Source organism: Diaphorobacter aerolatus, from assembly GCF_014489535.1.
In the GTDB taxonomy this organism is placed as follows: Bacteria; Pseudomonadota; Gammaproteobacteria; order Burkholderiales; family Burkholderiaceae_C; genus Diaphorobacter_A; species Diaphorobacter_A aerolatus.
The window spans coordinates 3,365,283-3,384,024 of record NZ_CP060783.1; the positions used below are offsets into that span (position 1 = coordinate 3,365,283).

The window sequence follows — 18,742 nt, forward strand, 5'->3', positions numbered from 1 at the left end:
GGGTATCGATTATCTATACCAGCGGTTTCGCGCCTTCGGGCCGGTGCGAAAAAACGCTGCCCTGGCGTGGCTGAGTTTGCAGACTGCGGGCATCGACATTTTTTGGGAGTCTTCTCATGCTGCACGCCACCCGCACTCCGCCGGCCTCAAGGGCGCCCTGGTATTTCGTCATCGGCGGCATCGCCCTCTGGCTGCTTTTGACGCTGTTCGGGCCGATGCTCGCGCAGTCGCCGAGTTATCACGCGTTTGCCGATCAACGCGCCTGGGGCGGATTGCCGCACGCGATGGATGTACTCAGCAATCTGGGCTTTCTCGCGGGCGGTCTCGCAGGCCTTTGGGCGCTGTATCGAACACGCGACGTGCCGGTGGCCCCGACCGCGCGAGCGATGGCGGCGGTATTTTTCGTGGGGCTGATCGGCTGCTTTGCCGGATCGGCCTATTACCACCTGGCCCCGACGACGCGGCGCTGGTCTGGGACCGCCTCGCCATGTGCGTGCCGTTCGCGGGCATTCTGGGGCTGGCGATCCAGCAGACCTGCGACGACCGGGCCGCGTGGCTGGCCGCCGCGGCAATGCTGGTCGGCGGGGTGGTCTCCACGCTGATCTGGCAGCACGGCGGCAACATGTTGCCATGGGCCGTCGCGCAGGGCAGCGGAATGCTGGCGTTGATCGCGCTGGCATGCCTGCCGGGACGCAGCGGCAGCCTGCACGTCTCGCTGGGCATGGTGATTGGCTTCTATGCGTTGGCGAAGGTCTGCGAACTGGCCGATGCGCAGGTGCTCGCATTGAGTTCGGGCCTGATCTCGGGTCACAGCGCCAAGCACCTGCTTGCAGCCGCCGCCGCGTGGCCCCTGCTGCTCGCGCTGGGAAAACTGCGTGTGAACTCCGCCACAGCCATTGCGCGGAACAAGGGCACAATGCCGGCACGCGACACGCTGCGCTGCTGAACAAAAACACTTGGGAAATAACGAGACCATGGACCAATCGCCCGTTGACGACCGCACTGCCAAGGCCCCGGCGCATGAGCAGCATCCCAATCAGTTCGCGCTGCTCAGGCAACGTCGGTTCGCCCCGTTTTTCTGGACGCAGTTCGCGGGTGCGGCCAACGACAATCTCTTCAAGTTCGCATTCACCGTGATGGTGACCTACCAGCTCAGCGTAAGCTGGATGCCGCCGTCTCTGGCCGGACTGCTGATCGGCGCGTTGTTCATCCTGCCGTTTTTGCTGTTCTCGGCGACCGCCGGGCAGATCACCGACAAGCTCGAGAAGACCCGCATCATTCGCTTCGTGAAGGATTTCGAGATCGTCGTGATGCTGATTGCCGCGGCGGGTTTCATCATGGGCAATGCCGCCATTTTGCTGGCCTGTGTGTTCCTCATGGGGCTGCATTCCACGCTGTTTGGCCCGGTCAAGTTTGCCTACCTGCCGCAGGCGCTCAACGAGCGCGAACTCACCGGCGGCAACGGCATGGTCGAGATGGGAACGTTCGTCGCGATTCTGCTGGGCAATGTGGCGGGTGGCCTGCTCGTGGCCATGCCGCAGATCGGACACACCGCCGTCGCGGTGGCCTGCGTGGGCCTGGCGCTGATCGGACGCCTCGTCGCGCAGTGGATTCCCAAGGCTCCGGCGACCGATCCGGGCCTGGTGGTGAACTGGAATCCCATCACCGAAACCTGGCGCAATCTCAAGCTCGCACACGGCAACATCGTGGTGTTCCGTTCGCTGCTCGGCATCAGCTGGATGTGGTTCTTCGGCGCGGTGTTCCTGAGCCAGTTTCCGAGCTTCGCCAAGGAGGTGCTGCACGGCAACGAGCAGGTCGCGTCTCTGCTGCTGGTCGTGTTCTCGATCGGGATCGGCGTCGGTTCGCTGCTGTGTGAAGTGCTGTCGCGCCGTCAGGTGGAAATCGGTCTGGTGCCGCTGGGCGCCATCGGCATGAGCGTGTTTGCCATCGACCTGTACTTTGCGTCGCGCGGATTGCCGGGTCAGGCATCGCCGCTCAGCGCGGCCGAATTCCTCAACGTGCCCGCGCACTGGCGCGTGATGGGCGACCTGCTGCTGCTGAGCCTGTTCGCGGGCCTGTACAGCGTGCCGATGTATGCGCTGATTCAATTGCGCAGCCAGCCCACGCACCGCGCGCGCATCATCGCGGCCAACAATATTCTCAACGCGCTGTTCATGATCGCCAGCTCGGTGATCGCTGGCGCGCTGCTCGCCGCCAAGTTCACCGTGCCGCAGATCTTTCTGTTCACCGGCATTGCCAACGCCATCGTGGCGTTCTACATCTTCATGCTGGTGCCCGAATACCTGCTGCGCTTTTTCGCCTGGGTGCTCTCGCGCATCGTCTATCGCTTCAAGGTGCGCGGCGACGACAATATCCCGACACAAGGGGCTGCGATTCTGGCCTGCAATCACGTGAGCTTTGTGGACGCCGTGCTGCTCATGGCCGCGAGCCCGAGGCCGATCTATTTCATCATGGATCACCGCATCTTCCGCGTACCCGTGCTCGGGTGGATCTTCAAGCTGGCCAAGGCCATTCCCGTGGCTTCCGCAAAGGACGATCCCGCCACCTACGAGGCGGCCTTCGAACATGCCGCGAAGGTGCTGCGCGAGGGCGATCTGCTCGCGATCTTTCCCGAGGGCGGCATCACGCGCGATGGCGAGTTGCAGGAGTTCAGGGGCGGCATCATGAAGATCATCGAGCGCGCGCGGGCGGAAGGCGTGGATGCGCCCGTCGTACCGATGGCGCTGACCAATCTGTGGGGCTCGTTCTTCAGCCGCATCGAGCAAGGCGGCGCGATGGTGCGTCCGTTCCGCCGTGGCGTGCTCAATCGCGTGGGCCTGAACGTCGGCACGCCGATACCCGCATCGCAGGTGCAACCCGCGATGTTGCGCGAACGCGTGGCGGCCCTGCTCAAGGAGTGAGCGCGCGGGAGCGGCGCGCGGCTGGCTTATCGAGGGCGGACTTCGCGGCTTGGTATCGAATGGCGGTACTAATAGTGGACATCGAAACAACTCGGCATCCATTCGACTACTTTTCGGGGCCGAGGCGGCAACATTCGTTCCGTGTTCAACAACGAGCTTGTTTTTCAGCTCCGACTCACATGTCCTCCTCGTCCAACTTCGTCGTCGTTCAACGTGACACGCGCGCCTGGCAACTTCAGGTGTGGGTCTCCTTCGGCATCGCGGTGTTTCTCTGCGCCACGGGCCTCGCCTGGCTGCCAGGCGAGCGGCTGGAGCAGGTCTTCATGGTGATGGGCTACGTGTTCTGTCTGTCCACCACGTTCGTGCTGGCCAAGTTCACACGGGACAGCCAGAACACGCGTACTGCCGGGGCCGACACGCCGATGTGGCGCATGGTGGTCTGGGGCGGCTTCGCAATCGCCATGGGACTGACGAGCTGGGGTCTGCTTGGCATGAACATCAACCCGACCTACAAGGCGTTCATGGCGGTGAGCTGGCTCTACCTGATCACCACCGCCTTCACGCTCGCCAAGATGCTGCGCGACCGCTACGAAGCCGATCTGTCGGAAGCCCGCCTGCAAGGCCGCCGCGAAGCGCAAATGCACGGCCAGAGCGCAGCGGTCACGGATGACGCCGCGGCCAGGTAAGCGCGGCCTTCCGGATATCCACCCCGTTTTTTGAGATGGCGCGAGGCAGTGCATCGCTCGCTGCCAACGCGAAATAAAAGGAAAAAAATCATGCGTTCGATGATTCGCAAGACCTTGGTTCATTCGGCCCTGGTTGCATGCCTGTTGAGCGGCCTGTCCGCTCAGGCCGATGCACAGAGCGACGCGTCCGTAGCCCTGTCGATGCTGCCCATCGCCTCCGTGGTGGTCGGTGCAGGCGCCAGTGGCGCGGCGGCCGGTGCGGCAGTGGCGATTCCCGCTGCGTTGTCGGTCGGCGGCGCGGTGCTGGTGGTGAAGGCCGTGGAGGCCTCGGCCATCGGCACGGTGTATCTGCTGGAACGTGCATCCGACGGTGCGCAGGCCAGCGTCGAGGTGGTTGGCAAGGGCTCGCGTGCCGTGGTGCACGGCGTGGGAACGGCCGTGGAATGCAGCCTCATTACCGGCGGCGTGGTGCTGTCGGTGGCGGGCGCGGTGATCGCCTTTGTGCCCGACGCGATTGGCACGGCGCTGCTGCACAACGAACGCCTCTAGTCGAAAGGCGGCCCCGCATGCGAAGAAATCCACTACCGCCGTTTCGCCACGCCGCCGTGCTGGCGCTCGCGGCCACCGCGCTGACCATGGCCGCTGGCCCGGCCCACGCAGGCCGCTCGTGCGAGCAAAAGCCGCCTACGGTGCAGACCATCCGAAAGGGCATGGAACTGGCCGGGCAAACCGCCAGGGCGCTCGACGCGACCGGCGCGAAGCTCGTCATGCTGGGGCGGGCCGGGCAGGATCTGAGCAAGTACCAGCTGCGCTATTCGCACCTCGGCTGGGCCTACAAGACGCCCGAAGGCCGCTGGCGCGTAGTGCACAAGCTCAACGAATGCGGCACGGCCGTGGCGCACATCTACAGACAGGGCCTGGGTGAATTCTTTCTGGATGATCTGTGGCGCTATGAGGCGGTCTGGGTCGTCCCGAACCCCGAGGTGCAGGAGCGCATGCTGAGCGTGCTGCAGGATCGCCGCAAGATATTGGCGCTGCACCAGCCCCGATACAACATGGTGAGCTATCCGTGGGCCACCAAATACCAGCAGTCCAACCAGTGGGCGCTTGAAGCGCTGGCGATGGCAATGGAGCCCACGGTCACGACGCGCGAGCAGGCGCAGGCCTGGCTCAGGTTCAAGGGCTACGAACCGAGCGCAATGAAGATTGGCGCCATGACCCGCCTGGGAGGCCGGATGACGTCGGCGAACGTGGCCTTCGATGATCATCCGAACGAAAAGCGCTTTGCCGACCGCATTGAAACGGTGACGGTGGATTCGGTGATGCAGTTCGCGCAACGCGCGCAACTCTCGGGCGCGCAGCAGACCTTGCGGATCGACTAAGGCCGCTCAATACACCGCGTGCGCGCTCATCACCACGCGGTTGCGGCCCGTGCCCTTGGCCTGGTAGAGCGCGTGATCGGCTTCGCGCAGCAGTTGCTCGATCATTGCGTGCCTCGGGGGCGCGTCCTGGTGCACGACGCCGATGCTCACGGTGACGTGCAGCGGCACCTCGTCGTTGAACGTGAAGACGTGCCGGCGCGTGGCGTCGCAGAGCCGCTCGGCGACCTCGCGTGCCTCTTCGCGGCTGACGTTGGGCAGCATCAGCGCGAACTCTTCGCCGCCCATGCGACCGAGCAAGTCGGAAGGTCGCAGGTGCAGCATCACGAGGCGGGTGAATTCGCGCAGCAGTTCGTCTCCTGCAGCATGACCGTGGGTGTCGTTCACGCCCTTGAAATTGTCCAGATCGATCATCAGAACGGCGGCTGAATGCTGTTCAAGGCCGAGCGTCTGGAGCCAGTGCGCACATTGTTCGATGAAGGTGTTGCGGCCCAAAACGCCCGTCAGTGCGTCGTGGCGCGCGGCATGGTGCAGCTTGTGCAGGAGTTCGTTGCGTACCGATTGAAAGCTCGCGACCGCCAGCGGGCCGAGCGACAGCAGCGTGATGCCGACACGCAGCGAAATGGCGTCCACCAGATGGTCGGGCGTGTAGGTGATGAGTCCGAGTGTCGCGGTGTAGGACTTGAGCACGCCGACCGCCAGGCACAGCAGCGATACGGAAAACAGCGAGTAGCGCAGGGCGCACCAGATCAGCGCGGGTACTCCGAACACCAGCGAGCCGGGGCCACCGAGTAGCATGGCCACGGTCTCGCAGGCGATGAGCGCGAGCAACGGAGCGAGGTGCACGAGCTTGAAACGCGCGACGCATTCCTGCAGGCTGAACTGGCGGACCTGCCCGAGCGTGGGTGCGCTCAGCACGATGGGCAGAATCAGCATGCTGCACATGAGGGCGCTGCTGAACCACATGAAGAATGCGCTGAACGAAGTGCCGCCGAACAGGAACGAGGTCGCAGGAAATCCCACGATGGATTCGCCCGCCGCCTGCACGATGCAGCCACACAGCAGGAACAGCGCTGAGCGCGTGCCGCGCAGCAGGACGGTGTTGCGGTCAATGCCGTGAAAGAATTGCCATCCTGCAACCACGCCAGCGAGATTGGCGAAGGAAAGCCAGATCGCGGCGGCTGCGCTGTCGCCCATCAGCAGTGAAGAAAACACGAACGCGCAGGCGCTGGCCACCCATGCCTTGGGATCGCGGGCCAGCCCTGGGCGGCGCATGAACAGGCCGAGCATCAACGCATTGGCGGGCCAGAAGGACGCCAGAAACTCCACGGGGCGGCTGAGCGTTCCGGCAATGCAGGCCAGAAAGATCGTCATGCCCAGCGCCGCTGCGGCGAACGAGTCCGACAGCGCCGAAGGCGCTGGTGCGGGCTCGAGAGGGGCACGTTGGAAATCCATGGCAGATGGAAAAGGCGTTTGGTTAAAAAAAGCGGTGCGTCTGGGTGGACGAGATAGGCGGGAAAAATGCCCGACGTTTCGTAAAAATGAAAAACGTTGACGAACGTAGACGTCGCTATCGTTTGAGATTCTGGATAGCTTACAACAGGTTACGTGAATAGAGCATGTCGCAGTTTGGCGACAGTTGAGCCCCCAAAGCGTGAAAAACGCGTTGGAAATACGCAAATGAGCGGCAATGTGTTTTGCGATGACCGCGGGCCGCGAGGGTGAAAATGACCAAGCCACGCGGCGTCTCGATGCGCGCGTGGCCGGTCTCCCAACGGGCTGCAAGTGCCCGGAGCGTCAACGCCCGCGAGCGCTTGCGCGAAAGCGCGCACCCACGGGCGCTCTGGTTTTCAACGCATCAGACGCCGCGTGCGCGGTCTGACTTGAACCTTGCGCGGAACTGCGTGAACGTGCCGGCATCGAGCGCATCGCGCATTTCCTGCATCAGGTTCAGGTAGTAATGCAAATTGTGAATCGTTGTCAACATCGGGCCGAGCATCTCGCCGCAGCGGTCAAGATGATGCAAATACGCACGGGAGAAGCCGTCGCGACCGCCTTCGTCCCAGCTCACGCCGCTGGTGCCCGCGCACGCATGGCAGGTGCAGGTGGTGTCGATGGGCTGATGGTCGACCTTGTGGCGCGCATTGCGCAGCTTGAGATCGCCGTAGCGCGTGAAGATCGTGCCGTTGCGCGCATTGCGCGTGGGCATCACGCAGTCGAACATGTCGACGCCGTCCGCCACGCCCTGCACCAGATCTTCCGGCGTGCCCACGCCCATCAGGTAGCGCGGCTTGTGCGCGGGCAGCAGGTGGGGCGTGTGGGCCATGATGTCCAGCATCTCGTCCTTGGGTTCGCCCACCGAGACACCGCCTACCGCGTAACCCGGGAAGTCCATCTCGACCAGGCCCTCGAGCGATTCCTGGCGCAGATGCTTGAACATGCCGCCCTGCACGATGCCAAACAACGCGTTGGGATTTTCGAGGCACTCGAATTCGTCTTTGGAGCGCCTCGCCCAGCGGCGGCTCATTTCCATGGACTTGCGCGCCTCGGCCTCGGTGGTCTTGTGGCCATTGGTTTCGTAGGGCGTGCATTCGTCGAGCTGCATGACGATGTCGGAATTCAGGATCGTCTGGATCTGCATGCTCACCTCGGGCGACATGAACAGCTTGTCGCCATTCACGGGGCTTTGAAAGTGCACGCCTTGTTCGGTGATCTTGCGCATCGCCCCGAGGCTCCAGACCTGGAAGCCGCCCGAATCGGTGAGGATGGGCTTGTTCCATTTCTCGAAGTCGTGCAGGCCGCCGAAGCTCTTCATGACGTCCAGGCTCGGGCGCATCCAGAGGTGGAAGGTGTTGCCGAGAATGATCTGCGCGCCCATTTCTTCGAGGCTGCGAGGCATCACGCCCTTGACGGTGCCATATGTGCCGACCGGCATGAAGATGGGGGTTTGCACGACGCCATGGTTGAGCGTGAGTGTGGCTCGGCGGGCGTGGCTTTCGGGATCGGTTTTGAGTAGTTCGAACTGCAGCATGATGGCGCGATTGTCCCAGACTGCGGGGCGGAATCTTTCACGGGTGCATTCGGCGCTCTACACTGTTGATAGCAGGGGTAGACAACGAAAGGAACTCACATGGTAAGAATTCTTGTTGCGGTCGATGGATCCGAACTGGCGCTGGATGCCGTGCGCCACTCGCTGATGCTGATCGGCGAAGGCTTGAACGCGGTCGTCGTGCTCGGCCATGTGCAGGAGGAGGCTTCGTTCCTCGAACTGGCCACGCAGGGCGGTGACGCGATTGCAGAGGCGGCCGTGGAGGCGGGCAAGCATCTGACGCGGCCGGCCGAGAAGCTGGTGCGCGCGGCGAACGTTCCGTATGAAACGGAAATCGTGCTCGGCTCGCCCGCCGCGGCGCTGTGCGATCTGGCCGAGGCTCAGGGTTGTGATTTCATCGTGATGGGCGCACGCGGCCTGGGCGCGATGCGCGCTGCGGTGATCGGCTCGGTCTCGCAGGCGGTGGTGCACCAGAGCAATCTGCCGGTGCTGGTCGTCAAGCACATCGAGCCGCTGGAAGATGAAGACCTGGGTGGAGATCAGGACGCCGAAGCGGCCTGAACAGTCTGTTCAGGCTGCCTTGCGCATGCGCTCTTCGTGAAACTCGCGCCTTTGCAACTTGCCATGCGGCAGGCTGCCGATGCGCTGGAAAACGCGACGGCAGTGGATGCGGTTCCACAGGCATTTGTTGAGTTCGTCAACCGGCCAGGGGCCGCTCACCACCACCAGATTGTTGGCCTCGTCCCAATCACCGGCGGCGCGCAGACGGCGGCGGGTGTGAGCCGCCCATGACTGGATGCGCGTGGGAGCGCCATGTTCGTGGATTTCGCCGGTCTGCCGGTTGAACGCCACTGCGACCGTGTCGGTCCGCAGCTTGTAGCGGCGCTCACCGGTGATCTGGCTCGGTGTTTCGCTCAGGTCGTACAGGAAATAGCTGCCCGCTTTGAGCTGGTACTGCAGGTCCATGGCGGATTCCTCGGTCGTTGAAGAAGAAATGGCGACAGGGGCGCGCTGGTTTGGCGCAACGCTGCGGAGACCACCACGGTCTCCCATCTTTCAACAACGCCAAGGCCAGCGCGAGGGTGCTACGTATTGTGTAGCGCCATGGCCCTGCGCGCAAGGCGCTAAGCGGCGATTTTTGTGACGATATGAATATTCCATGGCGCGCCGCCGGATCGGCGCCGCGCCACGGATTGCGTCAGAAATCGAGCAGGCTGAAACCCACCGAGAACACGGTGCGCTTGAAGTTGTAGTCGATCAGGCTGTCGCCATAGCCGCTGAACAGCGTGGCGTGCATGCGCAGATTGCTCTTGCCGCCGAGCCAGCCCTGGCCGAGCGTGTGCATCCATTCGACCTTGCCCGAGCCCTTGCCATGGCCGTTGAGGGAGCCGCGCGCGGTGACGCCCAGCCAGTTCTTCTGGGTGACGTTCCAGCCCAGGCGCAGTTCCCCGCGGCCGATGTAGTTCTGGATGTTCGGATTGTTGTCGTCTTCGGCGCTCTCTTTGATGCGCTTCCAGAGCCGCGCATCGACGGTGAAGCGATTGGGGAGTTCGAAGCCGGTCATCAGGTAGTAACGGTTCCAGCTGCGCGAGAGCGGGTCGCTCTGGCCGTTGGATTGGTGCGCGAGACCGATGCCGGAATAGCGCCAGCGCCAGCCCATGGGCAGTTCCGCCGTGGTTGGATAGACGTACATGATTTCCGGTTCGTGGTCCGTGTTGCGGAACGGGCGCGAGATGCCGGAGTTGAAGAGCTGCCACGACGACTGTTGCGTGTACCCGACCCACAACGAGTCGCGGTATTTGGAATCGCTGCCGGTGAGCAGTCCCGATGCGAGCTTGGTGCGCACCGAGAGTTGCAGGCGCATTTCCTGCTTGTCGTAGATGTGTTCCGTGGTGGCGTTGTTCACCGGATTGCCGGACTGGGGCAGGTTGTTCATGCTGCTGCCGGTCGAGGCCTGAACGGAGACCGGACGGTAGCCGCGAAAGCTGAACGTGCCGCAGTCCGTGCCTTCTTCAAGCTCCCAGAAGCGCGAGACTTCCGAGAACGAATCATCGCGGCAGCCGCCATTGGGCTGGGGTGCATCGGCAACCAGTTCGGCCGGTGGGCGCAGATTGGCCTGCGCACCCGGATTCGTCGCGCCTGCGGGCGATGTCGTCGCTGCCACGGGCACGCTGGAAACATTCGGTCCGATGGACGGTTCGGCAGGCTGCGACCGCGACCATTGATCAAAACAGGCCAGGCGCGCGGCGTCTTCCGTCTGCGCGGTGCACTGGCGCCAAGCCGATTCCGGTTGAACTGGCGAGGGCGACTGCGCTGCTGCCATTGCAGGGAGCGACGCGCACAGCAGCGCGAAGACGGCAGAGCCGATGGGGTTGTAGGAGAGGGTAGTCATGAATGGTGTGTGGTCGCAGGAGCGCGAGCGCATTGTGCCGCAACCGCATGGAGTAGTCAGCGTTTGCCTGCAATCTTGCGCATGGTGAACCTGGCCGTGCTGTCGTCGCTTCCCGCCCATTCGCCGCGCACCTCTCGGGCACAACTGCCTTCGACCACGGTGCCCGCCCAGTTTCCACTGACGCTCTTGCCGTCGCGCGATTCCTCCATGGTGAGTTCGCCCTTGTTCACATCGCCCACGACGATGGAGCGGTAGGCGGCGCGCGTGATGGTTCCCTTGACCGTGCCGGTCCACTCGGGATGCGGGCCTAGCTCGATGATGACCGGCGCGGGCTCGCCATCGAGCTGGACGGTCCAGCGCCCGAGCAACTCGGGTTGCTCCATCTGGGCGGCGGTGGGGCAGGCCGGGCGCGGGCCGAAGTCGCCGGAGGCGCAGGCCGTCAGCAGCATGGTGAGTCCCGCGAGGGCAATTGTCTTGAGAAAGGCTCGTTGCATATCCGGTTCGGTCTTCGTCCTGTGGGGTGTCAGGGTTTGGAGGATGACGATTCGCTCAGCGCCTTGCGGGCGAATTCGTCGCGCAGTGCGCGCAATTTGGCGCGCGGGTCTTCGCGCGCAGTGGCGGAATCCAGGCCCATCTCGGCGATGAAGCGGCTCGGTTGGGTGACCACCATGTCGCGGCCCTTCTTGCGGCGCTTGGTCCAGCTCACCGCGAGCGTGCGCTGAGCGCGCGTGATGCCCACATACATGAGCCGACGCTCTTCCTGCAGGCGCTCGGCGGTCGCCTCGCTGAGCTTGTGCTGCTTGCCGTCATCGTCGTCGAGCTTGAAGGGCAGCATGCCTTCGGTGACGCCTGCGAGAACGACATGTGGCCATTCGAGCCCCTTGGAGGCGTGCAGCGTGGACAGCACGACCATGTCCTGCTCCTGTTCCCGCTCGCTGATGGTGGACAGCAGCGCGATGTTTCTGGCCACTTCGAGCAGGCTTTTGGTTTCGGTCTGCATCGTGGTGCCGGCGGCGTCGTCAATCGTGCCGCCCGCGCGCTGCACCATCCAGTCGCAGAATTCGAGCACGTTGGTCCAGCGCGCAGCCGCGACGCTTTCGCTGTCTTCGCTGTCGTAGAGATGCTGCTCGTAGCCGATTTCCTTGAGCCATTCCATCATGAAGGCGCGCGATGCCTCCGCGCCCAGCGTCTGGCGCGCGCGGTATTCGAGGTCGTTGATGTAGCGGCCAAATTCGAGCACGCTCTCGTGCGCCTTGCGTGGCAGCACGGCCTCGAGCATGTGGTTGAACAGCGCCGCGAACATGCTGAGCTTGTGCTGCGCCGAAAACTCGCCGAGCCTGCCGAGCGTGGTGTGCCCGATGCCGCGCTTGGGCGTGGTGATGGCGCGCAGAAACGCGGGATCGTCGTCGTTGTTGATCCACAAGCGGAACCACGCACACAGGTCCTTGATTTCCGCGCGATCAAAGAAGCTCGTGCCGCCCGAGACCTTGTAGGGAATATTGGCCTTGCGCAGCGCCTTTTCAATCGGCTTGGCCTGATGGTTCGCGCGGTAGAGCACCGCAAAGTCTTTCCACGCGGGCTGCGGGTTGTGCGACGCGCGCAGGCTCTGGATGCGCGCGACCGTGCGTTCGGCCTCGTGCTCCTCGGTGTCGCAGTCGACGATGCGCACCGGCTCGCCCTCGCCGAGTTCCGAGAACAGCGTCTTCGGAAACAGCTTGGGATTGGGCTGAATCACGTTGTTGGCCGCGCGCAGGATCGCCGAGGTCGAGCGGTAGTTCTGCTCGAGCTTGATGAGCCTGAGTTGCGGATAGTCGATCGGCAGCTTCTTGAGGTTGTCGAGCGTCGCGCCGCGCCAGCCATAGATCGACTGGTCGTCGTCGCCCACGGCGGTGAAGTGCGCGCGCTCGCCCACCAGCATCTTCAACAGTTCGTATTGCGTCGCGTTGGTGTCCTGATACTCATCGACCAGCACATGGCCGAGCAGGCGCTGCCACTTTTCACGCACTTCGGGATGCTGTTTCAAAAGGCGCATCGGCATGCCGATCAGGTCGTCGAAATCCACGCTCTGGTAGGCCGCCAGGCGCTCTTCGTAGCGCTGCATGATGAGCGCGATGCTGCGGTCGTTGTCGTCCTTGGCCATGGCCAGCGCCTTGCGCGCATCCCAGCCGTTGTTCTTCCAGCCGCTGATGGTCCATTGCCATTGGCGGGCGGTCGCCGCATCGGTGGTGCCGCCCGCGCAGTCCTTGAGAATGCCCGTGACGTCGTCCTGGTCGAGGATGCTGAACTGCGGCTTGAGCCCGAGCGCGTGGCCGTCCTCGCGCACCATGCGCACGCCCAGCGCGTGGAACGTGCAAACCAGCACCTCTCTGGCCTGTCTGCCGATCAGACCGGACGCACGCTCGCGCATTTCCGCCGCCGCCTTGTTGGTGAAGGTGATGGCCGCAATGCGCTTGGGCGCCAGACCGTTTTCAATCAACTTCGCGATCTTGTGCGTGATCACGCGCGTCTTTCCCGAACCCGCACCGGCGAGCACGAGGCAGGGGCCTTCCGTGTAATGGACGGCTTGGAGCTGAGCCAGATTGAGTCCAGCGGACATGGTGACGAGCGGTGGTGGGGCTTGGGAGGGAATCCGGCAACGGTTCTGCTGCTGGAACCTGTGAAGGGGCGGCAGGCGGAGCGGTGAATCATAGCGACCAGCGCATGTCCTTGTTGACCAGGCTCCGCGCGCCTTGTCAGAACCGGATCACGGGGCCGTGAGGCGGGCAACGCTACGTAATATTTGCAACGCCTGGAGATCCTCTGAGCGGATGGCCGGTCCCCGACACCGCGCGCAGGCTTGCCGGGACGGGCGCCCCGGGCCTCTGGATTGTTTCGGGAACCCTGCAAATTGTCACCGACTCGCCTTTCGTTGCGATATTTTTTGCAACCAGCGGCGAACAATGCACGTGCGTTCATTTGATCCAGATCAAAGTCAAACAGTCAACAAATGTCATTTTTTGCATGAAAAATGCCGAGATGACATTAGTTGAGATTTATTGGAAGCTCTGTATCAATATAATTTTTAGATAACCACGCGATTCCGAGGTGGAAATAACATGAAACATAGTATTGCAGGGTGGCGCCGGATCTTCTGGCGCCGGTGTATCTGGATCGATTCCTCGCGCTTTTCGGGGTGGCTGCTCGCAAGTCACTGATCGAATGGAAGAGGGCATCCACTGGTGAGGCGCAACTGGCGCTTTTGGATGCCTCTTCGGCAGGAGAAGCCGTGCCCGCGACCACGCCGTGCGTGATCTACGTGGGTCAGACGGCGAGCGTTGCTGAAAAGTCGCGCGCCGGTCGCTGGGTGTCGCATCTACCGGCCGAATTCACAGTTTCCGATCTGATCGATGCGCTGGACCGCGCGGCGGTTTTCCTGATGGACTGGACCGCGCGCCAGAAAATGGCGGCGGCCAAGGTGTCTGCCGTCGTTGACTCGGCCGTGCAGGCGGTGTCCAAAACGGGCGAGCAACTCAATGCGGACGATCAATTCCAGCTCACGAGCTGGGTGTCTCTGGACGCGCCTTACAACACCGGGGCCTGCGTTCGCGCCATGGCGCTGTTGACGCGCGCGCCCATCAACATGAACCAGTTGTGCGGACACAGCGGGCTCGATCCCGAGACGGCGCGTGCGCTCATTACCAGCCTCAATCGCCGCGGCGTGCTGCGGCAGACGGTACATGGCAACAACAAGGCCGCGGTGGTCATGTCCAGCAATCCGGTTCAGGAACAGGTCAATCGCGGTCGTCCTGTCCGCGTGGGTTTGATTCAGCGCCTCACGCGCTGGGTCCGTGTGGGAGGTAAGTCTTAAGTGGCGATGGATTCTCTACCCCGGATCGCTCTCGTCGGAGCGATGGGTATCGGCAAGACGACGGCGCTGCGCTCCCTGTGCGGCGACAAGATGATTTCCTCCGACGTGGTGAACCTGGATCGCGCAAGCAACGCCAAGGAGTTCACGACCGTCGGCACCGAGTTCGGTGAGATCGACCTTGGAGACGGCGAGCGCGTGCAGGTGTGCGGTTGCCCCGGCCAGGAGCGGTTTTCCTTTGTGCGTCAGTGGATTCTGTCGGTTTCCATGGGCATATTCGTGATGGTGGACGTCAACCAGCCTGGCGCGGTGCAGGAAGCCTCGCGCCTCCTGCAGGACGTCGCCGCGCTGGAGCAACCGCCCGTGGTGCTGATTCTCAGCGCCCGTCACGCGGCCGCCTCTGCGGTCGATGCGTTTGCCGCGTCGCTCACGCGCGCCGGGCATGGCGTGGTGCCTGTGCTCCAGGCCGATCCGCGCGAACGTAGTCAAATGCTCGATGCCGTCGGTGTGCTGGCCTCGATGCTGTCTTTGCAGGGCGAGGAATGATGAATAGCAAGGTGTCTTCAGTAGTTCCGCCGCTTGTATCGGCCACCGGACGACAGATTCTCGAGCAGGTTTTCACCCCGTTCCCCGAAATTCAGACCGCGTTGCTCTCGACCCCCGATGGTTTCGTGGTTGCATCGCATGGCGTGCTGCCCAACACGGATGGCTCGCAGATGGCTGCCATGGCAGGTTCCATGATGGCCATGGCGCGTGCCGTGGGCGCGGAAATCGGTCACAGCGGAAGCCGTCGACTGACGTTTGAAACAGACGATGGCACAGCCATCTTCCAACACGTCAACGGCGACTTTCCCTGCATTCTGTGCGTGGTTGTCAGGAAGGAAGCCGTTCTCGGACGTGCGCTCTGGGCTGTGGCCGAAGCCAATTCACAGATGTCCGCGCGTTTACGTGTTTGACATGAATCAAAAAGTATGCAAACGTACGTCACTCGAATCATTTGTGAGCATTTCGTTTGAATTTGTGACTGATTGAATGAGTTTGAGCGTCCCGCGCGGGGAATGAGGGCTGGGCTCACCGCGCATGATTCTTTCATTTCCTGCGATATCCACGCATCCAACACCTGAATACCAAAGAGGTAAAACACATGGCAAGCATTCAAGAATCCCTTTCCCAACTGATGGCCATCGACGGCGCAATGTGCGCTGCTGTCGTGGACAGCGGCAGCGGCATGTTGCTGGGCAGCATCGGCTCCGGCGTTGACCTGGAACTGGCGGCTGCGGGCAACACCGAAGTGGTCCGTGCCAAGCTCAAGACGATGAAGTCGCTGAACCTGAATGATCGTATCGACGACATTTTGATCACGCTCGGCAAGGCCTATCACATCATTCGTCCTCTGCAAAAGCACGACGGCCTGTTCGTCTATCTGGTACTGGACAAGGCCAAGGCCAATCTGGCGCTGGCACGCCGCAAGACCCAGGACGTGGAGCAGAACCTGGCCGTCTGATCTGGCGCGATGTCGCCGCCGCCGATGACGATCTCGAATAGGTGATCGATCATGTGCGCCGAGCGCACGAGTCGGCATTTTGTGAACCCGCGCAATGCGGGTTTTCTTTTTTCGTTCGTTCGTTCGCTCCTTCTTGCCTGGAGATTGATTGCGAAGACAATCCACCGCATCGTGCTCTCGGTCTTCTCCATTACCTTTCCGTTCTTCGCCCTGGTGCTGTGCGGCTTTCTGGCCACGCGGACCCAGGTGCTTGCGCTGTCCGCCATCAGCGGACTGAACACCTTCGTGTTGTACTTTGCGCTGCCGTGCATGCTGTACCGCTTTGGCGCGCAGACGCCGATTTCGCAACTGCTCGACCCTGCCGTGGCCGGTGTCTATCTGCTGTGCGCGCTCATCATGGTGGCCGTGACCGTGGCGTTGACGCGGCGCGGCGGACGCATCGGCTGGAATGACGCCGCCTTCGGCGCGCTGGTGACCGCCTTTCCCAATACCGGTTTCATGGGCGTTCCGCTGCTCGTGGCCTTGCTGGGAGAGCAAAGCGCCGGCCCGGTGATCCTGACGATGGCGATCGACATGATCATCACCACGTCGCTGTGCATCGCGATCTCGCGCCTGGACGTGGCGGGCGTGCACGGCGTGTCGACCGCGCTGCGCAACTCGATGCGCGGCATGCTCACCAATCCCATGCCATGGTCGATCGTGCTCGGCGGTGTGGCGTCCGCCTCGGGTTGGACGCTTCCTGCGCCCGTCGACAAGACTTTGGCGATGCTGGCCGCAGCCGCTTCCCCGGTGGCGCTGTTCACCATCGGCGCCGTGCTTGCCCGGTCGCAAATGAACGAGCACGAATATGTGCCGCCCGGCCAGTACGTGCCTCTGGCGCTCGCCAAGCTGCTGATCCATCCACTGCTCGTGTGGTGCGTGGCGAAAGCGGCCATCGCCATGGGAGCCCAGATCTCGCCGTTCACGCTTACCGTACTGGTGCTGTTGGCGGCGCTGCCGAGCGCCAGCAATGTCGCGTTGCTGGTGGAGCGGTTTGGGGCGCATGGGGGAGGATTGCGCGGATTATTCTGGTTTCGACGGGGTTGGCGTTTGTGACGTTTTCTGTTGCGGTGGGGGTGATGGTTTGAGAGAGGGGCTCTTTCTTTTTTTTGGTTGTTTGCTGTGGCGTGTTTTCCCGAGGCCGGGACTGCCCCCGGCGGGGCAATCACTTTTTGGTGCGCCCAAAAAGTAATCAAAAATGCGCTTGGAAGTCACGCGGTGAAACTCATTTCGCGCTGGCGCGCTGCATTCGGACATCACCGCGAGTCAGTGGAATACGGGGAGGTGCGCTCGGCACATCGCTATGCTCGTGCCTACTGCATCTCGCGAAGTCGCGAGATGCTCACGAGCGCAGCGACGTGCCGAATGCTCCTCTTCAAACTGACTTGCGGCGGTTGTCCGAGCGAAGCGCGCAAGCGCGTAGCGAGTTCTGCCGCAGGTATTAAAAGCGCTTTTTGGTGCCTTTTGCGCGCCAGCAAAAGGTACTGCCCCGCCGGGGCAGTACCGGCCCCGGGAAAAACCACCCCAGCAATCGCATAAACAGCCCAACTTCACCCCAGGGAAACGAGGCGGATGAAGGGGGCCAACGCTTCAATACTCCCAGAACATCCGCTGAAGCTGCTTCGTATCCGTCCCTTTGGTCAAAGCCAGCATCGTCAGGATTCGAGCCTTCTCAGGCCGCATGTCATGCGCCACCACCCAGTCGTACTTGTCGTCAGGCTGCTCCGCGTTGCGCAGCACGAAGCCATACGGCACGCGCGAAGAGCGCACGATCAGCACGCCCTTGCCGCGCGCGTCCTGCAGCGGCTTGACCATGCGGTCTGCGACCGAGCCGTTGCCCGTGCCGGCGTGCACGATGGCCTTAGCGCCGGCATCGACCAGCGCGTTGACCGCCGTGGGTTGCACGTTGCCGTAGGCATAGACGATGTCCACCTGCGGCAGCTTGTCGATGCCGTCGATGTCGAATTCGGACTGCGTGGTATGGCGCTTGGCGGGTGCGCGGAACCAGTAGTTCTTGCCTTCAACGACCATGCCGAGCGGGCCCCATTGGCTGGTGAAAGCGCCGGTCTTGATGTTGATGTCCTTGTTCACGTCGCGCGCGGTCTGGATTTCATCATTCATCGTGACGAACACGCCCTTGCCCCGGGAGTCCTTGGCCCCGGCGACGCTCACGGCGTTGATCAGATTCAGCGCACCATCGGCGGACAATGCGGTGCCTGGGCGCATGGAGCCGACGACGACGATGGGCTTGTCGGTCTTGACGGTCAGGCTCAGGAAATAGGCGGTTTCGGCAAGCGTGTCCGTGCCGTGCGTGATGACGATGCCATCCACGTCCGATTGCTTGGCGAGTGCCGACACGCGCTTGGCGAGCGTGAGCAGGTTGTCGTTGGTGAAGCTCTCGGAGGCGATCTGGAAGACCTGTTCGCCCTTGACGTTGGCGACGTTGGCAAGCTCGGGCAATCCGGCCAGCAGTTTGTCGACCGGCACCTTGGCGGCGGTATAGGTAGCGCTGTTCGTGGCCGAGGCACCGGCTCCGGCGATGGTACCGCCGGTTGCCAGCACGACCACATTGGGCTTGGCCGCGGCAGAGGCCTTTGCTGCGGCGGCAGCAGCGGCGGACGATGACGCGTCCTGCGCGAAGCTGATCGTGGGCAGGGCGGTGAAGCCGCTCAGAACGGTGACGGCCAGCGCGGTGGCGGCGACGGATTTGCGAAACGCTTGGATAACAACCATGTTTGCTCCAGATAAAGAAAGAACGGTCGAGGCGCTGATCGATGGAGCGATTGATTGATTGGTCCATTCATTCGTTCATCGAGCGAGCCTTGTGGGCTGCGCGCCGCGAGCATCGCACGATGCGCTACGCGGTGATGTCAACGCATCAGGGCATACCCTGACTGAAGTGGCGTTCGTTGAACGGGCATGCACGAG

The 18,742-nt window shown here is 62.8% G+C and carries 18 protein-coding genes and 1 pseudogene; 12 read left to right on the plus strand and 7 right to left on the minus strand.

Annotation, left to right across the window (positions count from 1 at the left end; genetic code table 11):
* The first annotated feature begins 116 nt into the window (after positions 1 to 116).
* The 6 genes from H9K75_RS15670 (at position 117) to H9K75_RS15695 (ending at position 4,989) form a co-directional block, all read left to right on the plus strand.
* Positions 117 to 602 (plus strand): hypothetical protein, encoded by a 486-nt coding sequence (locus H9K75_RS15670; protein ID WP_187723324.1) that lies wholly within the window; start codon positions 117 to 119, stop codon positions 600 to 602.
* Positions 572 to 946, plus strand: a complete 375-nt coding sequence (locus H9K75_RS15675) for a hypothetical protein (RefSeq protein WP_187723325.1) — start codon at positions 572 to 574, stop codon at positions 944 to 946. Before H9K75_RS15670 ends, H9K75_RS15675 begins: the two co-directional genes overlap by 31 nt.
* Before the next feature lie 28 nt (positions 947 to 974).
* Positions 975 to 2,921 carry an MFS transporter gene (locus H9K75_RS15680; protein ID WP_187723326.1) on the plus strand — a complete coding sequence of 649 codons (1,947 nt, stop codon included), beginning with the start codon at positions 975 to 977 and terminating at the stop codon, positions 2,919 to 2,921.
* A gap of 179 nt (positions 2,922 to 3,100) precedes the next feature.
* Complete coding sequence (locus H9K75_RS15685) at positions 3,101 to 3,607, plus strand: YiaA/YiaB family inner membrane protein (RefSeq protein WP_187723327.1); 507 nt, start codon at positions 3,101 to 3,103, stop codon at positions 3,605 to 3,607.
* Positions 3,608 to 3,697: 90 nt separating this feature from the next.
* Positions 3,698 to 4,156, plus strand: a complete 459-nt coding sequence (locus tag H9K75_RS15690; protein ID WP_187723328.1) for a hypothetical protein — start codon at positions 3,698 to 3,700, stop codon at positions 4,154 to 4,156.
* Between the two features lie 17 nt (positions 4,157 to 4,173).
* Positions 4,174 to 4,989 (plus strand): DUF2145 domain-containing protein, encoded by an 816-nt coding sequence (locus tag H9K75_RS15695; RefSeq protein ID WP_187723329.1) that lies wholly within the window; start codon positions 4,174 to 4,176, stop codon positions 4,987 to 4,989.
* A gap of 6 nt (positions 4,990 to 4,995) precedes the next feature.
* Here the strand turns inward: H9K75_RS15695 and H9K75_RS15700 are convergent, their stop codons facing one another.
* Together H9K75_RS15700 and tgt are read right to left on the minus strand one after the other, a co-directional pair.
* The gene (locus H9K75_RS15700; RefSeq protein ID WP_187723330.1) at positions 4,996 to 6,441 is read right to left on the minus strand and encodes a GGDEF domain-containing protein; all 1,446 of its coding nucleotides are present in this window, start codon (positions 6,439 to 6,441) and stop codon (positions 4,996 to 4,998) included.
* Positions 6,442 to 6,844: 403 nt separating this feature from the next.
* Positions 6,845 to 8,017 (minus strand): tRNA guanosine(34) transglycosylase Tgt, encoded by a 1,173-nt coding sequence (gene tgt / locus H9K75_RS15705; RefSeq protein ID WP_187723331.1) that lies wholly within the window; start codon positions 8,015 to 8,017, stop codon positions 6,845 to 6,847.
* 99 nt (positions 8,018 to 8,116) lie between these two features.
* Between tgt and H9K75_RS15710 the strand changes: the two genes are divergently transcribed.
* Positions 8,117 to 8,596, plus strand: a complete 480-nt coding sequence (locus H9K75_RS15710; protein WP_187723332.1) for a universal stress protein — start codon at positions 8,117 to 8,119, stop codon at positions 8,594 to 8,596.
* A gap of 9 nt (positions 8,597 to 8,605) precedes the next feature.
* On the opposite strand, the gene H9K75_RS15715 is transcribed toward H9K75_RS15710, so the two are convergent.
* The 4 genes from H9K75_RS15715 to H9K75_RS15730 form a co-directional block, all read right to left on the minus strand.
* Positions 8,606 to 9,001: a hypothetical protein gene (locus H9K75_RS15715; protein WP_187723333.1), complete on the minus strand. Its 396-nt coding sequence runs from the start codon at positions 8,999 to 9,001 to the stop codon at positions 8,606 to 8,608.
* A gap of 232 nt (positions 9,002 to 9,233) precedes the next feature.
* On the minus strand, positions 9,234 to 10,427 hold the full coding sequence (locus H9K75_RS15720; protein ID WP_187723334.1) for a phospholipase A: 1,194 nt from the start codon (positions 10,425 to 10,427) through the stop codon (positions 9,234 to 9,236).
* 56 nt (positions 10,428 to 10,483) lie between these two features.
* Positions 10,484 to 10,921, minus strand: a complete 438-nt coding sequence (locus H9K75_RS15725) for a hypothetical protein (protein ID WP_187723335.1) — start codon at positions 10,919 to 10,921, stop codon at positions 10,484 to 10,486.
* 29 nt (positions 10,922 to 10,950) lie between these two features.
* Positions 10,951 to 13,023: an ATP-dependent helicase gene (locus H9K75_RS15730; protein ID WP_187723336.1), complete on the minus strand. Its 2,073-nt coding sequence runs from the start codon at positions 13,021 to 13,023 to the stop codon at positions 10,951 to 10,953.
* Between the two features lie 669 nt (positions 13,024 to 13,692).
* Between H9K75_RS15730 and H9K75_RS15735 the strand changes: the two genes are divergently transcribed.
* The 5 genes and pseudogenes from H9K75_RS15735 to H9K75_RS15755 all read left to right on the plus strand — a co-directional run bounded on the left by H9K75_RS15735 (position 13,693) and on the right by H9K75_RS15755 (position 16,902).
* On the plus strand, positions 13,693 to 14,274 hold the full coding sequence (locus H9K75_RS15735; protein WP_187723337.1) for a hypothetical protein: 582 nt from the start codon (positions 13,693 to 13,695) through the stop codon (positions 14,272 to 14,274).
* 6 nt (positions 14,275 to 14,280) lie between these two features.
* Complete coding sequence (locus tag H9K75_RS15740) at positions 14,281 to 14,817, plus strand: GTPase (RefSeq protein WP_187723338.1); 537 nt, start codon at positions 14,281 to 14,283, stop codon at positions 14,815 to 14,817.
* Positions 14,817 to 15,227 (plus strand): roadblock/LC7 domain-containing protein, encoded by a 411-nt coding sequence (locus tag H9K75_RS15745; RefSeq protein WP_187723339.1) that lies wholly within the window; start codon positions 14,817 to 14,819, stop codon positions 15,225 to 15,227. The genes H9K75_RS15740 and H9K75_RS15745 overlap by 1 nt, the downstream gene beginning before the upstream one ends.
* A 188-nt stretch (positions 15,228 to 15,415) precedes the next feature.
* On the plus strand, positions 15,416 to 15,775 hold the full coding sequence (locus tag H9K75_RS15750) for a hypothetical protein (RefSeq protein ID WP_187723340.1): 360 nt from the start codon (positions 15,416 to 15,418) through the stop codon (positions 15,773 to 15,775).
* A gap of 171 nt (positions 15,776 to 15,946) precedes the next feature.
* A pseudogene (locus H9K75_RS15755) lies at positions 15,947 to 16,902 on the plus strand (AEC family transporter).
* Positions 16,903 to 17,404: 502 nt separating this feature from the next.
* Here the strand turns inward: H9K75_RS15755 and H9K75_RS15760 are convergent.
* Positions 17,405 to 18,547, minus strand: coding sequence for an asparaginase (locus tag H9K75_RS15760; RefSeq protein ID WP_187723341.1), 1,143 nt, complete (start codon positions 18,545 to 18,547; stop codon positions 17,405 to 17,407).
* Positions 18,548 to 18,742 lie beyond the last annotated feature (195 nt).